Here is a 16,103-nt window from a genome sequence, read left to right as displayed (position 1 = left end):
TTGCCCGCGATGGCGGTGGATCAGCCAACACAGTTGTTAACTGACATACCGCTATCGCGGGCAAGCCCGCTCCCACACAAGCCCGCTCCCACATGGGTCTTGTGTTGCTTTCAGGGCGCCAAGGCCTTGATCACCTGATCCACATTCCCTTCCAGCTCCGCCACCGGGTCCGCGCCGTCGGTGTTCAGTACCAGCAGCTTCGAGCCCCCCGCACTGATAGCCGCTTTCACCGCCTCAGCCGGTTGACGATGATGCAGCACCAGTGCCACGTCGTTGTCCTTCAGGCTGGCCGTCAGTGTTTGTAACGCCTGCGCAGACCACTCGGCATCCGGCCGAGGATCAGTGTTGAGCAACTCCAGGTTCAACCCACTCACCAGATAAGCAAAATGATCGCTCAGGCTGACCACGCTCAGGTTGTCGGCCTGGGCCAGGCGCGCCTCGCTGTCGGCAGTCAGCTTGAGCAGGCGTTGCTTGAGGCTGGCCAGGTTGCTGTCGATTCGGGCCTTGGCGCCGGGTGCCAGGTGGCTCAGGTCGGCGGCCATGACATCGGCCATGCGCCCCAGGTTGTTGCTCGATTGCCACGGCTGGCTATTGAGACCATCGACAGTGCCTGGCTGCAGGGCCACGCCCGGCAAGCCGCCGTCTACCGGGCGGGCCGCGTCCACTTCGACGATGCGGATATTGCTGCGCCGGGCCACCGGGTACAGCGGGTCATCCGGCCACAGCGAACGCAGGCCGATGGCCGCGTCGGCGTCCAGTGCCAGGGTATGCAAGGCCGGCGCGCCACGCCCGGTAAAGTAGGCGGTCTGGCGCGAACCCGGCAAGTTGGCCGGTGCTGCGCGTTCAAGCTTGACCGGGGTGCCCTTGAGCAGGGCGTCGGCCAGCCCGTAGGTCACGGGCAAGGCCGCCAGGACCTTGACCGGTTTGGCGGACTGAGCTGCCACCGGCAGCGGTTTGGCCGTGTCGGCCGCCAGCAGCGGGGTGCTGATCAGGCAGGCGATGGCCAGGGCGAGGGGGCGTAAAACAGGGCGCATTATCCAAGATTCCCTTTCAGGCTGGGGACCGTGCCGCGCGCGATGGCGGCCAGGGCGAAGGCGATGCCGGCGACGAGGATGATCGCGGCGCCGGACGGGATGGGCAGGTCGAAAATGATCGGCAGCAGAATCCCGCACAGGGTGCTGACCGTGGCAATCACCACCGAGACCCAGAAGAACCCCTTGAGCGACTGGCTCAACAGGCGTGCGGCAGCGGCCGGAATCACCAGCAGCGCGCCGACCAGGATGGCGCCGATGACCTTGACCGCCGCCACCGTGATCAGGGTGACGAGGATCACGAACAGGTAGTCCAGGGTCTTCACCGCCACGCCACGCACGGCGGCCAATTGCGGGTTGAAACTGGCGAGCATGATGCGGTTGTACAGCGGCAACGCCAGGGCCATGACCAACGAGCCGACAACCGCCAGCACCAGCAGGTCATTGCCGTTGACGGTCAGGACCGAACCAAACAGCACGTTTTCCAGGATATGCACGTTGATCTTGCCCGCCAGGATCAGCAACAGGCTCGCGCCCAGGGCCAGGGACACCGAGAGGAACACGCCGATCAGTGTATCGGGGGCCAGGCCGGTGCGGTTGCGCAGGTAATTGAGCAGGATGCCGAACAACAGGCAGTAGCCGAACAGGCTGCCATAAGGCCCGGTGTAGGGTTCCCCCAGCAGAATGCCCACGGCCACGCCGGTCAGCGCAGCATGGCCGACGGCTTCGGAGAAAAACGCAAAGCGCTTGACCACCACCAGCGTGCCCAGGCCGCCCAGTACCGGGCCGATCAGCAGGCCGGCGAGCAAGGCATTGACCACAAACCCATAGGCCAGGGCCTCCGGCAGGTAGCCGGAAGAGGCCCAGCCCTGGACCATCAAGCGAAAGGCTTCGTAGCTCATTGGGCTGCGCTCCGTGGGTGAGTGGAAAACAGCGTGAGCAGGCGCTCCGGGGTCAGGGCTTGTTGCGGCGTGGCGTCGAACAGCACGCGGCGGTTCAGGCCGGTGACGCGATCCGCCAGGCGGCCCACGGCCTCCAGGTCGTGTTCGATCCACAGCACGGTGATCCCGGCCTGGCGCCAGTCGCCCAGCAGGCGCTCGAACACCTGGATCCCGGCTTCGTCGAGGGCCGACATCGGCTCATCGAGCACCAGCAGTTGCGGGGCCGGGATCAAGCCCTGGGCCAGCAGCACCCGCTGGCGCTCGCCGCCGGACAGCGCGCCCATGCGGCGCTTGCGTTTGTCTTGCATGCCCACGCGCGTCAGCGCCTCGCCAATCGCGCCGGCGTAATGCCGGGACAGGCCGAGAAAGGCCGGGCGCCGCTGGCACATGGCAGCCATAAAGTCATCGACGGTCATCGGCAGGCCACGGTCGAACTCCAGGGCCTGGGGCACATAGCCGATGGTGCCGGGAGTGTTCGGCCAGTGCAGGCTCAGTTGGCCCTGGTGCGGGGTCTGCCCCAGCAGGGTCTTGATCAGCGAGCTCTTGCCGCCGCCGTTGGGGCCGACCAGGGCGTGGATACTGCCCGGTCGCACCTGGAAGCTGACGTTATCGAGGATCGCGGTACGGCCCAGGGTCAGCGAGACGTTATCGAATTCAAGCGTCGGGCCGATGCTGGCCACGCTCAGGTGTTCAGCCGCCGTCATGCCCCCGACTCCTGGATGGCCCGGACCACGGTGTTGAGGTTGCCGGTCATTTCCACTTCGTACTTCTCGGCGCTGTACTCACCGTAGGAAATATGCGACAGCGGGTACAGCTTGACCCCCGACTCTCGCTGGATGGTATCGACGTAGGAGGACGGGAAGTCCATCTCCGAGAAGATCACTTTCACGTCCAGCTCGCGCAGTTGGTCGATGGTCTTCTTCAATTGGCTCGGGCTTGGCTCGATGCCATGGGCCGGTTCGACCACGGCGGTCACTTCCAGGCCAAACTCGCGCAACAGGTAGTCGTAGGCGGCGTGCACCGTGGCCACGCGCAGGTCGGCGTTGGGTGCGCGGGTGAGCTTGGCCAGGGCGTCGGCGCGCATCTGGCGCAGGCGCTTGCCGTAGGCGCGGGCGTTCTGGGTGTAGGCGCGGGCGTTGTCCGGGTCGAGCTTGCCCAGCTCCCGGGCGATGTTGTTGACCTGGGCAATGGAGGCGCTGATGGACAGGAAGGTGTGCGGGTTGACCACCTTGCCGGCGCCGCGGGCTGCATTGCCGGTGGCGGCCAGCAGCGGCACATTGGCGTTGGCCTCGATCACCGGGATGTCCGGGCGTTCGCTGGTGGCGATCATGCGGTCGGCAAAATCATCATGGCCGACGCCATTGAGCACGATCACGTCCAGGGTGCCAATGCGCTTGATATCTTCGGCGCGCGGTTCGTAGGCATGGGGGTTGAAGCCGGCCGGAATCAGCGGCACCACTTCGGCCTTGTCGCCGACGATATTCGCCACGTAGCTGTAGTAAGGGTGCAGGGTGATACCGATACGCAGGCGCTTGGCCGCCTCGGCATTGGCCAGGGGTGTCAGCAAGACGCTGAACAGGCCCACCAGCAGCAGGCGGAGCAAGGGAGATGACATAGACATGGGTAATCGATCTTCTCTCGGGGTCAGTGGCGATGCTGGCGGGTGACACCAGCGTCGAATTGCGCAACGACCTGCTGCCAGCCAGCGGCGATCAGCCCCTGGTCGCTCAGGTCGGTAGGGGCGGCCAGGTTGGCGCTGCGGTTGAGCCAGATATCCGGCTCGGCACCGTTCACGCGCATCAGCAGCGAACCGCTGGTGTCGTTGGCCTGGCTCAGGCCCAGGTACGCCGAAGGCGCCAGCAGCTGCCAGCGGTGCTCGCCACGGCTGACTGAGCTGGCGTCCTGGGCGAACGGCGCAAAGCCTTCTTCGGCCAGCTGCGCGGGTGTGGGCAGGGTGCTGTGTTCCTGCGCCAGCAGCTGGATTTCATCCAGGGTCACCCGCAGGTCGGCATAGATGCCTTGCTCGGCGGCGCTCAGGTCGCGGCGGGCGTCCAGTTGGTGGCTGGCCACGGCCTCGACGGCCTGGGTTTCGCCGTGCAGGGACACCACGGTGCCGGCGACGGCCAGGATGATCAGGCACAGCAGCAGGACGTAGAGGGTTTCGTGGCCGGCGCCGGCGGGCCGGACCACCTGGGTGCTGCCTGGGTTCATGCCGCTCATGGCGCCTGGATATCCGCTTGGTCGATCTCGACAACGTGGCCGGGACCGGCGTCAAACAGCACGTAGAACTCGCTGGCAGGTTTCTTGAAGGTCAACGTCGAGTCAGCCCCCAGCTTGCCGGGCACCAGGATGGTCTCGTCGTAGCCGATCACATCCAGGGTCACGCCGGGCGCGCCGCTGCCGTCGGAGAAGCCGCCGGTGCACTGGATCTGCTCGCCGGGGATTTCCTTGCATTCGCACATCGGGTTGTGGGCCAGGGCGTAGTTGCTCACACCCAGGCTGAGGATCAGCGCGGCGCAGGCGCGGGTCAGGCGCAGTACAGTCATGGTTTAACTCCTTGCTTGTTCAACCAGGCGACAGTGGCAGGCGAAGCCTGACTCAAGGGAATGGAGGCCTGTTGCATGCTGCCGTCCCAGCCTTCCATGGTGATCCACAGTTCGGCGTCGGGCGGGGTGCGTTCAGGGATCGGCAGCACGGCGCCCATGCGGTACGGGGTGCCGAAGAAAATCACCCCGGCGGCGCGTAGGCTGCGGGGCTTGCCGATGCGCAGGTAGGTGGCCTTGACCTGCTCGCCGCAGGTGGCGCACAGGGCGGCGTTGAAGGATTTCATCGGGCCGGCCGGATCGGGGCGCGGCGCTTCATTGCGCAACTCGGCGAGGGTGATGCTCCAGGGGCCGACCTGCACTTGGCCAACCTCGCGCTCACCCAGGCCGGCGTCGCCGCGAAACAGCGCGGCGTCGGCAAAGTACTTGGGCATAAAGCCCAGGGGCACCAGCAACAGCAGGATATTGATGTGGAAGCGCCACTTGAGCCAGAAGGCGCGCAGTGGCGAGGGCGCTTGAACAGTGGTGGCCTTGCTCATTATTTGCCCTCCGAGGTTTCAGCCTGCATGGCGCCGATGAGGTTGGCGGGCGCCGTGTTGCGCGGGGCCTTGGCGCTGCGCTTGAGAGCGTGCAGCGTGGCCAGGGCTGTGCGCTTGCTCCAGATCAACAGACCGCTGAGCACCATCATGCTCAGCAGCAGGCCGAAGAAGAACCACACCAGCTTGATCCAGATCCCGCCAAAGTCGCCGGTGTGCAGCGGGCGCATGGACTCGGTGACGAACTCCAGGCCCGAACGGTCGGACAGCAGGTGTGTGGCGGCGATTTCACCGTTGTAGGGGTTGATGTCGGCCGTCTGGTACATCAACGGGTACCAGCCGCGGCCGCCGACGCTCAAGTGGCTGTAGGCATTGCTTGGCAGGCCGACAAAGCTGACCTCGAACCCCGGGATACGCTGGGTGGCAATATTAATGGCATCGTCCAGGGGAATCATGGGCGCCGGTACGCCAGGGGCCGAGAGCGGCACCTTGTCCCGGGAGATCACCGGCACGATAGGCTGGCTGGAGAGGGTGATCTGGTTGTCCGCGAGAATCGCCTGGATCAAGAACCAGGTGCCGGTGATGGAAATCACCGCGATAAACCAGATCGACCAGATGCCGCTCAGGCGGTGGAAGTCCCCCCAAAAAATCCGCGCCCCATGCCTGAAGCGCAGGGTCGGCTTGAAGAAGCCTTTCCAGAACCGCTTGTACACCACCAGGCCCGTGACCAGCGACGCGAGCATCGGCAGCCCGAGGAGCGACACCAGGTACCAGCCCCAGCTGAAGCCATTGGTAAACGGCACCAGCCACCAGCCATGCAGGGCGCGGGTGAACTGGGGGAAGTTGAACGATGGGCTGATGCCCTGGATGCTCCCGGTGTACGGGTTGACGTAGACCGCCACGGAACGGCCGTCGGGGTAGCTGATGTCGACGGTGAGGGCAAAGTGCGACTCGTCTGGTGTGACGATGGCTTCGACAATGGCCGTGGGCTCGGCCTGCTTGATCGCGGCGAGGACCTGGTCGTAACTGAGCAGTTCGGCATCGTCCGATGGCTTGCTGGCGCGGATTTCCGGGTTGGCCAGCCAGACGATTTCCTGGCTGACCACCGCCAGGGTCCCGGTGACGCAGACGATCAGTACGAAGAACCAGATGGGCAATGCCAGCCAGCTGTGGACGAGAAACCAGAGTTTGGAGCGTGACTTCTTCGACATGTCTATGGGGGTCTTGATCGGAGGGGGGCAAGGAGGGCCCGGGAAAGGCCGGTCGTAGCTTTTGCTGACGCGACAGGCTGTATCTAAGTTAAGACGGATGAGAATCGCAAAACCCTAAGGCGCAAATGAAAGCAAATGTTTCAGTCGCGCGGAAACCCCCTGTCGGGGCTGGCTTGTCGAGGCGGCGCATCGCAGCGCCAATCGCCAACGACCGATAACGCGGGGTGCCTGGTACCCCGCGTGGTTCTCGGTTTTTTCGCCGGCAGGCCGGCTCCTCCAGATGATCGGGGGCTTACGCAAACGGCGCCTTGGCACGCTGGCGAATCTGTTCCTCGGTCAACTCCTCTATATGGGTGGCGAGGAACCAGACATGCCCGAACGGATCCTTCAGCGTCCCGGAGCGGTCGCCGTAGAACTGATTCTTGGGTTCGGAAATTACGCTGCCGCCTGCCGCGATCGCCTGTTTGTACTGCGCATCGACGTCCTTTACATACAGATGCAGGCCAACGCTGGTGGGGTGCGCTCCAGGGCTGCCGAAGGCCATTTCGTCACAGGGCGAGGCCAGCATGATCGGTGAATCGCCAATGCGCAGTTCGGCGTGGCCGACCTTGCCGTCTGGCATGTCCAGGCGCATGAAAACGGTGGCATCGAAGGCTTTTTGGTAAAACTCGATGGCTTGCGCGGCCTGGTCGATACCCAGGTAGGGCGTGATGCTGTGATAGCCCTCGGGGATGGGGTTGACGCTCATTTCGCTCTCCTTGAAGGTTGCCAGTGGGCCGGTTTTCCCGGTTTTTTCACTATAGGCCAGGTCTTTCGTGGCCTCTGGGCAACCGACGACTGTCCTGTCACTGCCTATTGAAGCTTGACCTCAACTTGACTAGAGGTTTTACCCTGCGTGGCATCGAATCGCACGATTGCACTTACAGTTAAAGGGGATGAGTCATGCAGGCATCAGTGAAAAGCCATGGTTTTACCCAGCTGATCGAGTTTCAGATCGAGCCGCGGCAGCAATCTGCGCTGGTGCTGGCGCTGTCTGAGCAGGCCGAGCGCCTGGCCCAAGGCCATGAGGGGTTTCTGAGTGCCAGTGTGCAGGTCAGTGAGGATGGACAGCGGGTGCTCACCTACCTGCAATGGCAGACCCGCGCCGATGGCGATACGGCGTTCCTGCGCCTGGAGCGCGCGGGCGAGGACTTCTGGCGATTGATTCGCGCCCACCAGGCCACGGCCGTGACCTTCGGTTCATTCCAGGTGCTGCGCAGTATCGAGCGCAGCGTCGACAATGCATTGATGTGCAACCTATATCGATAGATGCAGCATGCGTTCGCCTTGCAGGTTTTGCCCGGGGCGGCGCTTGTTGACCGCCAGTTCGCCGATCTTGATCAGGCGCGTGCGCGTGATATTGCGGCTCAGGCCCAGCAGGTTGGCGGTGTGGACCTGGTTGTAGTGGCTGAAGCGGTAGGCGGCGCGTAGCAAGGCGTCCTCGACTTTCTCATGCAGGGCGCCGGCCTGTTCGTCGAACAGCTTCTGGAAGGCGCGCTCCAACAGGGCTTCGGCACTGTGGTCGAGGCCGTGCTGGCTATCGTCCTGGCGTTCGATGCGCAGGTTCGACAGGCGCAAGTCATCGCGTTCGATCACGCCATTGCGGCAAATCAGCAAGGTGTGATGAATGACGTTTTCCAGTTCACGGATATTGCCCGGCCAGCTGTAGCCCTTGAGCTTGTGCTCGGCTGCGGGGCTGAGGGTGACGGGGCCGTAGCCCAGGCGCTGGCTGTAGGTGTCGATAAAGTGCCGGGTCAGGGGCAGGATATCGCCGGGGCGCTCGCGCAGGGGGGTCAGTTCCAGGCTGACCACGTCCAGGCGGTAGTACAGGTCCTCGCGAAAATGCCCGGCGTTGATGGCTTTTTCCAGTTGTACATTGGTCGCCGCCAGCACCCGCACATCGATGGGAATACTCTTGCGCGAGCCCAGGCGCACCACTTCGCGCTCTTGCAGGACACGCAGCAGCTTGACCTGGATGGCCATGGGCAGGTCACCGATCTCATCGAGGAACAGCGTGCCGCCGTCGGCCTCTTCAAACCAGCCGGCCTTGGCGCCGAGGGCACCGGTGAACGCACCTTTTTCATGGCCGAACAGCTCCGCTTCCACCAGGGATTCGGAAAACGCCCCGCAGTTAACCGCCACGAAGGGCCGCTTGCGCCGGGCGCTGAGGCTATGGATATGGCGGGCCACCAGCTCTTTGCCGGTGCCGGTTTCGCCGATGATCAGCACGCTGGCTTCGCTGGGCGCCACTTGCTGCAGATGCGTGAGCAGGGCCTGGGACTTCGGGTCTTCAAAGACTTGCGCGGTGGCGCGAATCGACGTGGCGAGGGCGGGCGAGGGCGGTAGGGTCAAAAGCTGCATGGGCATCTCTAGGCAGGGTGGGCTGGCGTGCCTGGTATCAGCGTTCAGGCAGGACATCGTTGGCAATCATTTCGTCGAGCGGCCCGCTGAGGTTGGTGATGCCGCGTCCGGCCAGGCTGGCAACAGTGGCGGCGTCGGAGAACCGTTATAGAACGTCTTTTTTATTCCGTAAACGAACGTATTTCTATATTTATAGATCTATAGAGAATATAAAGGATTGGCTGATAGCGACTATCAAAGAGGATGATTTTTCCCTGGGAAGGGGCGGGAGTAGCCTGTGTTCATTGCCCTAACGCCCCATTCGCAGGACCTTCGCCATGAACCGTTTACTGTCTGTTGCCTTGTTGTTGGCCGCCTCTTTCCTTGCCGGTTGTGCCACCCATCCGGCGCCTGAATTGCGCCCGTACTCTGCCGAGGAAACCAGGCAATTGGCGATGGAGGCGCTCAACCGCCGGGGGTTGTCGTTTGACGACTATCAACAGCAGAAAGCCAAGCTGGCTGCCCAGCCACAGAAGCCTTTTGGGTTTGATCGCCAGGGTGAAATGAACGCCGAGCGCAACGTGACGTTGCCTGGCCGTCCCAGCTAAAGACACTGGCAGTGGTCCCAGGGCCCGAGGTTCCGAGCAGGAACTTCGGGCTTTTTGTTTTCCATCCTTTTCATCGAGCCTGTTAAGCTCGATTTCAGGAGCGTTCCTACGCACTTTAAATTCTTTAACGGCATCCGATCGGGTTAACCTGACGATCTCTGTACTGATCGCTGCCCCTGGGACGCTGATCTCGGGAACATGCTCTGCGGGTCTTTAATGTCATGAATAAACGTCCTTTGTATTTCGACTACGCCGCCACCACACCGGTGGATGAGCGGGTCATCCAGGTTATGGTCGAGTGCCTGGGTTTCAACGCCAATTTCGGTAACCCTGCGTCCAGCTCCCATGCGTTTGGCCAACAGGCCCGGCAAACGGTCGAGCAGGCGCGCCGGCAGGTGGCGCAGTTGGTCGGCGCCGAGGCCGAGCAGATCGTCTGGACCTCGGGCGCCACCGAATCCAACAACCTTGCGCTCAAGGGCGTGGCCCAGGCGCGGGGTGTGGCCGGTGGCCATATCATTACCAGCCAGATCGAACACAAGGCGACGCTGGACACTGCGCGCCAATTGCAGGACGCCGGGGTTGCGGTGACCTACCTGGTGCCGGACGCCGACGGCCTGATCAGCGTCGAGGCGGTCAGCCAGGCGCTGCGTGAAGACACGTTCCTGGTGTCGCTGATGCTGGTCAACAATGAGCTGGGTACGCTCAACGACATCCCGGCCATTGGCGCGCGGGTGCGTGAGCATGGCGCGCTGCTGCATGTGGACGCGGCGCAAGGGGCGGGTAAGGTCAAGATCGACCTGGCGCGCTGGCCGGTCGACCTGATGTCGTTTTCTGCGCACAAGTTGTATGGCCCCAAAGGTATCGGTGCGCTGTATGTCGGGCCGCGGGCGCAGCAGAACGTCACGGCGCAGATCCACGGCGGCGGCCATGAAGGCGGGCTGCGCTCGGGCACCCTGGCCACCCACCAGATCGCTGGTATGGGCAGCGCCTTCGCGTTGGCTGCGCAATTTTTTGCCGAAGAGTCGGCGGGCATTGTCGCCCTGCGCCAGCGTTTGCTTGAGCCATTGCTGAGCCTCCCCGGCGTGCGCCTGAACGGCAGCGCCACCCAGCGGATCCCCCACACCTTGAGCCTGACCTTCGGCGAAGGTGAGTTCAATTCGGCGGCCTTGAGCGCCGGGATCGCTTTTTCGGCGACCTCGGCCTGCAATTCGGCAAGCAATGCACCGTCCCATGTGCTGCTTGCCCTGGGGCACGATCCACGCAGCGCCGGTCGCACGATTCGCCTGAGCCTGGGGCGGTTTACCACCGAACGGGATATCGATCAGGCGGTGCAGTTGATCAAGGCCGCACTGGCCAGCGCCCCGGCTTTTTGGGCGGTTTGAAACCTATAACAATTATCAGTGGTTAGCAGGAGACAAGATGAGTACGCAGCCTTTGACCCATGGAACGGTTCCCCAGCGCCTGGCGCGCACCCGCGAGCTGATGAAACGGGAGGGTATCGATGCCCTGCTGGTGCCATCGGCCGACCCGCATCTGTCCGAATACTTGCCGGGCTACTGGCAGGGGCGGCAGTGGTTGTCGGGGTTTCATGGGTCGGTAGGCACGCTGATTGTCACGCCTGATTTTGCCGGCGTCTGGGCTGACAGCCGTTACTGGGAGCAGGCGACCAAGGAACTCAACGGCAGCGGCATCGAGTTGGTGAAGCTGCAACCGGGGCAGCCCGGCCCGCTGGAGTGGTTGGGCGAACAGACCCCGGAAGGCGGGGTCGTGGCGGTGGATGGTGCGGTGATGGCTGTTGCGTCCGCCCGTACCCTGGGCGGCAAGCTGGCTGAGCGGGGCGCGCGCCTGCGGACCGATATCGATCTGTTGAACGAGGTCTGGACCGACCGTCCGGCACTGCCCAACCAGCCGATCTACCAGCACCTGCCGCCCCAGGCCACGCTCAGCCGAGGCGAAAAGCTCGCGGCATTGCGTGCCAGCCTCAAGGAAAAGGGCGCGGATTGGCATTTCATTGCCACCCTGGATGACATTGCCTGGCTGTTCAACCTGCGCGGTGCCGATGTTTCGTTCAACCCGGTGTTTGTCTCGTTCGCCCTGATCAACCCGCAGCAGGCCACGCTGTTTGTGGCCCTTGGCAAGGTCGATGCCCAGTTGCGTGCGGTGCTGGAGCAGGACGGCGTGACGCTGCGTGACTACAGTGACGTGGCGGCGGCCCTGGCTGAGGTGCCGGAGGGGGCCAGCCTGCAGATCGATCCGGCGCGGGTGACGGCAGGCTTGCTGGATAACCTGGCCAGTGGCGTCAAGCGGGTGGAAGGGCTCAACCCGACCACGCTGGCCAAGTCCCGTAAAAGCCTGGCGGATGCCGAGCATATCCGGCGGGCGATGGAGCAGGACGGCGCGGCCTTGTGCGAGTTTTTCGCCTGGCTGGACTCGGCCCTGGGCCGGGAGCGCATCACCGAGCTGACAATTGATGAACACCTGACGGCCGCCCGCACCCGGCGCCCGGATTACGTGTCGTTGAGCTTCAACACCATCGCCGCTTTCAATGCCAATGGGGCGATGCCGCATTACCACGCCACTGAAGAAGAACACGCGGTGATCGAAGGTGATGGCTTGCTGCTGATCGATTCGGGCGGCCAGTACCTGGGCGGTACCACTGATATCACACGGATGGTGCCCATCGGCACGCCGAGCGAGGAGCAAAAGCGCGATTGCACGCGTGTGCTCAAGGGCGTGATTGCCCTGTCGCGCGCGCAATTTCCCAAGGGCATCCTCTCGCCCTTGCTGGACGCCATCGCCCGTGCGCCGATCTGGGCCGAAGGCGTGGATTACGGCCATGGTACCGGGCATGGCGTGGGCTACTTCCTCAATGTCCATGAAGGCCCGCAGGTGATTGCCTACCAGGCTGCGGCCGCGCCGCAAACGGCGATGCAGCCGGGCATGATCACCTCCATTGAGCCGGGGACCTACCGCCCGGGGCGTTGGGGGGTGCGGATCGAGAACCTGGTGTTGAACCGCGAGGCGGGCAAGACCGAGTTCGGTGAGTTCCTCGCGTTCGAGACCCTGACCCTGTGCCCGATCGATACCCGTTGCCTGGTGCCATCGTTGCTGACGACCGAGGAGCGGCAGTGGTTCAACGACTACCATGACGAGGTGCGTCAACGCTTGAGCCCGTTGCTCAGTGGCGCGGCGCTGGAGTGGTTGCAGCTGCGCACGGCCGCGATATAAGGCCCGGCCGCTCGCAGGTGTAGGCCTGCGAGCGGCTTGCCGGCTTTAACTCAAGGCTTCGCGGACAAAGTCCAGGCGATCCTGGCCAAAGAACAGTTGTTGGCCGACAAACAGGCTAGGCGCCCCAAACACGCCACGGGCAATCGCCTCTTCGGTTTTGTGCTTGAGGGCGTTCTTGACGTCCTCATCCTGGGCCAACTCCAGCACTTGGGCAGGGTCGAAGCCGTGTTCCGCCAGGACCGCTGCTACGACTACCGGATCACCCAGGTTGCGCCCCTCCACCCAGAGTGCCTGGAACAGGCAGTCGATGAACGGGATAAAACGCTCTGGCTGGCGTAGTTGAATGCCGGTGACGGCGCGCATCAGTGTCAGGGTATTGATGGGGAAGTGCGGGTTGAACATGAGGGGGACAGCGTAACGCTTGGCGTAGCGTGCCAGGTCTTGCAGCATGTAGCGACCCTTGGCCGGGATAGTGATGGGCGAGGCATTGCCGGTGGCCTTGAAGATGCCGCCCAGGAGGATGGGCTGATACACCAGCTGGCTGCCGGTTTCGGCACAGATTCCAGGCAGTTGGGTATAGGCCAGGTAAGTGGTGGGGCTGCCGAGATCGAAGAAGAATTCCAGGGTTTTACTCATGTCGGGTGCTCGCGGCTTATTGTTATGGGGGGCTTACCAGGTTTCGCTCCAGGGGCGCAGGTCCAGCTCGAAGGTCCAGGCGTCCCGTGGCTGGCTGTGCAGGTGCCAATAGTTGTCGGCAATATGCTCGGGATCAAGGATGCCATCCTGGTCCTTGAGCGCGTACTTGGTTGGGAAGTTGTCGCGGATAAAGTCCGTGTCGATGGCGCCATCCACCACCACATGGGCCACATGAATGTTCATCGGGCCCAGTTCGCGGGCCATGCTTTGAGCCAGGGCGCGAATGCCATGCTTGGCCCCGGCGAAGGCGGCAAATCCAGCCGCACCCCGCAAGCCTGCGGTGGCACCGGTAAACAGGATAGTCCCGCGCTTGCGGGTCACCATGCGCTTGGCCACTTCCCGGGCATTCAGGAAACCCGAGAAACAGGCCATCTCCCAGATCTTGAAATATTTGCGCGCGGTTTCTTCGAGGATGCTGCACGGCACGTTGGCGCCGATGTTAAACACCAATGCCTCGATCGGACCCAACTCGCTCTCGATCTGCTCGATCAACGCGATGACCTGATCTTCCTTGCGCGCATCGCAGGCAAAGCCGTGGGCCTCGCCGCCAGCGGCCTGGATACTCTCCACCAGGGGTTGCAACTTGTCGGCACTGCGGCGGGTGACGCAGGCCACATAACCCTCGCGGGCAAAGCGCTTGGCGATTGCACCGCCTGTAGCGTCACCTGCACCGACGACCAGGACGATTTTCTTGTTTTCAGCCATGGGGGAGCCCTTTAGTAAACGATCGTTAACTAAACGTACGTTATGCTACGATCTGGCAAGCGTCAAGGTTGTGTATTTTCGGGGGAGTCGATGCGCTATTCGGTCAGTCACAAACAGCAAACCAGAGATAAGCTTTTACAGAGCAGCGCGGCCCTGGCCAAGAAAGAAGGGTTTGCCAGTGTGGGCGTGGACGGCTTGATGAAAGCGATTGGCTTGAGTGGGGGGGCGTTCTATAGCCACTTTTCTTCCAAGGACGCGCTGTTCAGTGCAATTGTCGAGCGTGAGTTGAGCCAGAGCCTTGAGCGTTTGGGGGAAGGGGAGCAGCAGAGCCGCGAGCGCCTGGAGCGGTGCCTGAAGATCTATTTGAGCATGGCCCATGTGGAGCAAGTGCAAGACGGGTGTGCATTGCCCAGCATGGGGGCGGATATTGCGCGCGCTGATATAGCCGTACGCCAGCAGGCGCAGGCGTGGATTTGTCGGCTGCAGGCCAACTGGGCACGGACGTTGGAGAGTGACAGCCTGGCCTGGGCGATTTTGTCCCAGTGTGTGGGGGCGCTGGTGGTGGCCAGGATGCTGGTTGACCCGCAGATTCAGGCACGGGTGATCTCATCGAGCTATGAAGTGCTCAGCCAGAGCATCACCCGGCAATGACCCTCTACTTGCAGAGCACGATCATGCTCCGGCTGGTATAGCCGGCAGGGTTGAGGCCGAAGGGGTAGTCGCCCGGCTCTTCGGTGTTGTCACCGGACTTGGCGATGACCCGGTAGCCCTTCTTGCCGCACGAGTTGGCTGCGCTGGTGTAGCACTGGTCCCAGGAGGAGGACAGGCCAGAGCAGTTGATATGCAGTCCTTTCTTTCCGCGTTTGACTTCTGTCTTGGTGGTCGCGGCACACCCTGCAAGGGCGACCACGACAAGCATTATCACAATTCGCTTCATTACCATCCTTAATAGCCGCGCCGTTGGAAGGTCCGATGCTGGCTTTGCTCGCTCTCAAGTGTAGCGTTCGTGGATGTCCGTATTCAAAAATCTCCATGACTGACACTGAGTTACAGTCTAAACATGGCCTAATTGAGCGGCAAATGCCAGGGCTTCGTTAAATCCTGACTCAATCTGCCGCGACGATGGGTTTCGACTGGCTGCGCATGGTCAGCGTCGCACCCACGGAGGCCAGGATAATGCAGGCGATAGCCAGCCATTGCGCCAGGGACAGGTATTCCTGGAGGAAAAACAACCCGGAAAGCGCGCCGAATGCAGGCTCGATACTCATCAGGGTGCCGAAGGTGCGCGCAGGCAGTCGGGTCAGGGCGACCATCTCCAGGGTATAGGGCAGGGCGGTGGAAAGAATCGCCACGCCGATGGCGATTGGAATCAGCGCGGGGGTCAGCAGTGCGCTACCGGCGTGGACGATGCCGATAGGCGCAACGAACAGCGCAGCGATCATCACGCCGAGGGCGGCTGTCTGGACGCCATTGTCCGCCCCCGCCTTTTGCCCGAACAGAATATAGAGGGCCCAGCAGATCCCCGCGCCCAGCGCGTAGGCGGCGCCGGTCAGGTCAATGCCCTGGCTGGCTTCACCAACCGGTATTAATAGCAGCAGGCCTACGACCGCCAAGGCTATCCACAGAAAGTCGACGGCGCGGCGGGAAGCATAGATGGCAACCGCCAGTGGGCCGGTGAATTCCAGGGCCACTGCGATGCCCAGGGGCACGGTGCGCAATGACATATAGAAGAGGAAGTTCATGCCGCCCAGCGCCATCCCGTACACGATGACGGTGCGCAGTGACTTGGCGGTGAGTTTGGCGCGCCAGGGGCGAAGCAACAGCAGCATGATGATGCTGGCAAAAACCAGGCGCAGCGTGGTGGTGCCTTGGGCGCCAACAATCGGGAACATGCTTTTGGCCAGCGAGGCGCCCGACTGGATCGAGGCCATGGCAATCAGCAGCAGGCCGACAGGGAAAAGCGCCGAGCTCAGGCTGCGGGATGAGGTGGTCATTGGGGTGTTCGTCCAGGGTCATATAGAGGCAGAAGGCACTATGATGATCAACTGCTAGCCATTGAGCAATATATTGCTCAATGGCTTGGCTCTTCTATATAGAAGGGTGGGGTTTTGAGGGTTATTGGGCTCTTCGATAGAAAAATGAAATTAAGGGTTGACGGCAGATCCTGGAAGTCTATAATTCGCCCCACTTCCGGCGCAGTCGAAACGGAAAACTCCTTGGTAAAC

Annotated in this window: 19 protein-coding genes and 1 pseudogene; 5 read left to right on the top strand and 15 right to left on the bottom strand. The window is 62.6% G+C overall.

The genetic code is table 11. The features are described 5' to 3' along the window. Positions 1–110: 110 nt before the first annotated feature. From AC07W7_RS26605 to AC07W7_RS26565, 9 genes are all read right to left on the bottom strand, one after another. Positions 111–1,034, bottom strand: coding sequence for a metal ABC transporter solute-binding protein, Zn/Mn family (locus AC07W7_RS26605; RefSeq protein WP_495040421.1), 924 nt, complete (start codon positions 1,032–1,034; stop codon positions 111–113). After that, on the bottom strand, positions 1,034–1,933 hold the full coding sequence (locus AC07W7_RS26600) for a metal ABC transporter permease (protein WP_076963770.1): 900 nt from the start codon (positions 1,931–1,933) through the stop codon (positions 1,034–1,036). Before AC07W7_RS26600 ends, AC07W7_RS26605 begins: the two co-directional genes overlap by 1 nt. Next, on the bottom strand, positions 1,930–2,676 hold the full coding sequence (locus tag AC07W7_RS26595) for a metal ABC transporter ATP-binding protein (protein WP_495040420.1): 747 nt from the start codon (positions 2,674–2,676) through the stop codon (positions 1,930–1,932). The genes AC07W7_RS26600 and AC07W7_RS26595 overlap by 4 nt, the downstream gene beginning before the upstream one ends. Next, positions 2,673–3,593 (bottom strand): metal ABC transporter substrate-binding protein, encoded by a 921-nt coding sequence (locus AC07W7_RS26590; protein WP_099170450.1) that lies wholly within the window; start codon positions 3,591–3,593, stop codon positions 2,673–2,675. The genes AC07W7_RS26595 and AC07W7_RS26590 overlap by 4 nt, the downstream gene beginning before the upstream one ends. A 23-nt stretch (positions 3,594–3,616) precedes the next feature. After that, on the bottom strand, positions 3,617–4,183 hold the full coding sequence (locus AC07W7_RS26585; protein ID WP_076963767.1) for a DUF6162 family protein: 567 nt from the start codon (positions 4,181–4,183) through the stop codon (positions 3,617–3,619). Positions 4,184–4,188: 5 nt separating this feature from the next. Continuing rightward, positions 4,189–4,518 carry a hypothetical protein gene (locus tag AC07W7_RS26580; RefSeq protein WP_169901533.1) on the bottom strand — a complete coding sequence of 110 codons (330 nt, stop codon included), beginning with the start codon at positions 4,516–4,518 and terminating at the stop codon, positions 4,189–4,191. Further along, a complete protein-coding gene (locus AC07W7_RS26575; protein WP_495040419.1) occupies positions 4,515–5,054 on the bottom strand; it encodes a PA2404 family protein in 540 nt (179 codons plus the stop codon). Before AC07W7_RS26575 ends, AC07W7_RS26580 begins: the two co-directional genes overlap by 4 nt. Then, positions 5,054–6,262, bottom strand: coding sequence for a PepSY-associated TM helix domain-containing protein (locus AC07W7_RS26570; RefSeq protein WP_169865536.1), 1,209 nt, complete (start codon positions 6,260–6,262; stop codon positions 5,054–5,056). The genes AC07W7_RS26575 and AC07W7_RS26570 overlap by 1 nt, the downstream gene beginning before the upstream one ends. Positions 6,263–6,554: 292 nt before the next feature. Continuing rightward, entirely contained in the window at positions 6,555–7,010 is a 456-nt protein-coding gene (locus AC07W7_RS26565; RefSeq protein ID WP_495040418.1) for a VOC family protein, read from the bottom strand. A 194-nt stretch (positions 7,011–7,204) separates the two neighbouring features. Between AC07W7_RS26565 and AC07W7_RS26560 the strand changes: the two genes are divergently transcribed. Continuing rightward, a complete protein-coding gene (locus tag AC07W7_RS26560) occupies positions 7,205–7,570 on the top strand; it encodes an antibiotic biosynthesis monooxygenase (protein WP_076963762.1) in 366 nt (121 codons plus the stop codon). Here AC07W7_RS26560 and AC07W7_RS26555 read toward each other — a convergent pair. Both AC07W7_RS26555 and AC07W7_RS26550 read right to left on the bottom strand, forming a co-directional pair. Then, positions 7,559–8,662: a sigma-54 interaction domain-containing protein gene (locus tag AC07W7_RS26555; RefSeq protein WP_495040417.1), complete on the bottom strand. Its 1,104-nt coding sequence runs from the start codon at positions 8,660–8,662 to the stop codon at positions 7,559–7,561. The two genes, AC07W7_RS26560 and AC07W7_RS26555, sit on opposite strands and share 12 nt — an antisense overlap. 37 nt (positions 8,663–8,699) lie before the next feature. Beyond that, positions 8,700–8,783, bottom strand: a pseudogene (locus AC07W7_RS26550) (hypothetical protein); the annotation flags it as partial. A gap of 196 nt (positions 8,784–8,979) precedes the next feature. Between AC07W7_RS26550 and AC07W7_RS26545 the strand changes: the two are divergent. From AC07W7_RS26545 to AC07W7_RS26535, 3 genes are all read left to right on the top strand, one after another. Further along, positions 8,980–9,249: a hypothetical protein gene (locus tag AC07W7_RS26545; protein WP_076963760.1), complete on the top strand. Its 270-nt coding sequence runs from the start codon at positions 8,980–8,982 to the stop codon at positions 9,247–9,249. A gap of 221 nt (positions 9,250–9,470) precedes the next feature. Next, positions 9,471–10,631 (top strand): cysteine desulfurase family protein, encoded by a 1,161-nt coding sequence (locus tag AC07W7_RS26540; protein WP_495040416.1) that lies wholly within the window; start codon positions 9,471–9,473, stop codon positions 10,629–10,631. 37 nt (positions 10,632–10,668) lie between these two features. Beyond that, positions 10,669–12,477, top strand: a complete 1,809-nt coding sequence (locus AC07W7_RS26535) for an aminopeptidase P family protein (protein ID WP_495040415.1) — start codon at positions 10,669–10,671, stop codon at positions 12,475–12,477. A gap of 45 nt (positions 12,478–12,522) precedes the next feature. On the opposite strand, the gene AC07W7_RS26530 is transcribed toward AC07W7_RS26535, so the two are convergent. Both AC07W7_RS26530 and AC07W7_RS26525 read right to left on the bottom strand, forming a co-directional pair. Then, positions 12,523–13,113: a 2-hydroxychromene-2-carboxylate isomerase gene (locus tag AC07W7_RS26530; protein ID WP_495040414.1), complete on the bottom strand. Its 591-nt coding sequence runs from the start codon at positions 13,111–13,113 to the stop codon at positions 12,523–12,525. A gap of 33 nt (positions 13,114–13,146) precedes the next feature. After that, the gene (locus tag AC07W7_RS26525; RefSeq protein WP_076963756.1) at positions 13,147–13,878 is read right to left on the bottom strand and encodes an SDR family oxidoreductase; all 732 of its coding nucleotides are present in this window, start codon (positions 13,876–13,878) and stop codon (positions 13,147–13,149) included. A gap of 90 nt (positions 13,879–13,968) precedes the next feature. Between AC07W7_RS26525 and AC07W7_RS26520 the strand changes: the two genes are divergently transcribed. Then, entirely contained in the window at positions 13,969–14,529 is a 561-nt protein-coding gene (locus AC07W7_RS26520) for a TetR/AcrR family transcriptional regulator (protein WP_076963755.1), read from the top strand. A 4-nt stretch (positions 14,530–14,533) separates the two neighbouring features. Here the strand turns inward: AC07W7_RS26520 and AC07W7_RS26515 are convergent, their stop codons facing one another. Both AC07W7_RS26515 and rhtA read right to left on the bottom strand, forming a co-directional pair. Further along, positions 14,534–14,815 (bottom strand): hypothetical protein, encoded by a 282-nt coding sequence (locus AC07W7_RS26515; protein ID WP_076963754.1) that lies wholly within the window; start codon positions 14,813–14,815, stop codon positions 14,534–14,536. A gap of 169 nt (positions 14,816–14,984) precedes the next feature. Continuing rightward, complete coding sequence (gene rhtA, locus AC07W7_RS26510) at positions 14,985–15,872, bottom strand: threonine/homoserine exporter RhtA (protein WP_169901536.1); 888 nt, start codon at positions 15,870–15,872, stop codon at positions 14,985–14,987. Positions 15,873–16,103: the final 231 nt, after the last annotated feature.

The sequence above is a fragment of the Pseudomonas sp. GW821-FHT01D09 genome, from assembly GCF_059422465.1.
The sequence above is the reverse complement of the archived record's forward strand: the minus strand, read 5'-3'. Positions and strand labels throughout refer to the sequence as shown.

Coding starts and splice junctions, on each gene's coding strand:
- AC07W7_RS26605 (WP_495040421.1), bottom strand. CDS start 1,034: ATGCGCCCTGTTTTACGCCCCCTCGCCCTGGCCATCGCCTGCCTGATC.
- AC07W7_RS26600 (WP_076963770.1), bottom strand. CDS start 1,933: ATGAGCTACGAAGCCTTTCGCTTGATGGTCCAGGGCTGGGCCTCTTCC.
- AC07W7_RS26595 (WP_495040420.1), bottom strand. CDS start 2,676: ATGACGGCGGCTGAACACCTGAGCGTGGCCAGCATCGGCCCGACGCTT.
- AC07W7_RS26590 (WP_099170450.1), bottom strand. CDS start 3,593: ATGTCTATGTCATCTCCCTTGCTCCGCCTGCTGCTGGTGGGCCTGTTC.
- AC07W7_RS26585 (WP_076963767.1), bottom strand. CDS start 4,183: ATGAACCCAGGCAGCACCCAGGTGGTCCGGCCCGCCGGCGCCGGCCAC.
- AC07W7_RS26580 (WP_169901533.1), bottom strand. CDS start 4,518: ATGACTGTACTGCGCCTGACCCGCGCCTGCGCCGCGCTGATCCTCAGC.
- AC07W7_RS26575 (WP_495040419.1), bottom strand. CDS start 5,054: ATGAGCAAGGCCACCACTGTTCAAGCGCCCTCGCCACTGCGCGCCTTC.
- AC07W7_RS26570 (WP_169865536.1), bottom strand. CDS start 6,262: ATGTCGAAGAAGTCACGCTCCAAACTCTGGTTTCTCGTCCACAGCTGG.
- AC07W7_RS26565 (WP_495040418.1), bottom strand. CDS start 7,010: ATGAGCGTCAACCCCATCCCCGAGGGCTATCACAGCATCACGCCCTAC.
- AC07W7_RS26560 (WP_076963762.1), top strand. CDS start 7,205: ATGCAGGCATCAGTGAAAAGCCATGGTTTTACCCAGCTGATCGAGTTT.
- AC07W7_RS26555 (WP_495040417.1), bottom strand. CDS start 8,662: ATGCAGCTTTTGACCCTACCGCCCTCGCCCGCCCTCGCCACGTCGATT.
- AC07W7_RS26545 (WP_076963760.1), top strand. CDS start 8,980: ATGAACCGTTTACTGTCTGTTGCCTTGTTGTTGGCCGCCTCTTTCCTT.
- AC07W7_RS26540 (WP_495040416.1), top strand. CDS start 9,471: ATGAATAAACGTCCTTTGTATTTCGACTACGCCGCCACCACACCGGTG.
- AC07W7_RS26535 (WP_495040415.1), top strand. CDS start 10,669: ATGAGTACGCAGCCTTTGACCCATGGAACGGTTCCCCAGCGCCTGGCG.
- AC07W7_RS26530 (WP_495040414.1), bottom strand. CDS start 13,113: ATGAGTAAAACCCTGGAATTCTTCTTCGATCTCGGCAGCCCCACCACT.
- AC07W7_RS26525 (WP_076963756.1), bottom strand. CDS start 13,878: ATGGCTGAAAACAAGAAAATCGTCCTGGTCGTCGGTGCAGGTGACGCT.
- AC07W7_RS26520 (WP_076963755.1), top strand. CDS start 13,969: ATGCGCTATTCGGTCAGTCACAAACAGCAAACCAGAGATAAGCTTTTA.
- AC07W7_RS26515 (WP_076963754.1), bottom strand. CDS start 14,815: ATGAAGCGAATTGTGATAATGCTTGTCGTGGTCGCCCTTGCAGGGTGT.
- rhtA (WP_169901536.1), bottom strand. CDS start 15,872: ATGACCACCTCATCCCGCAGCCTGAGCTCGGCGCTTTTCCCTGTCGGC.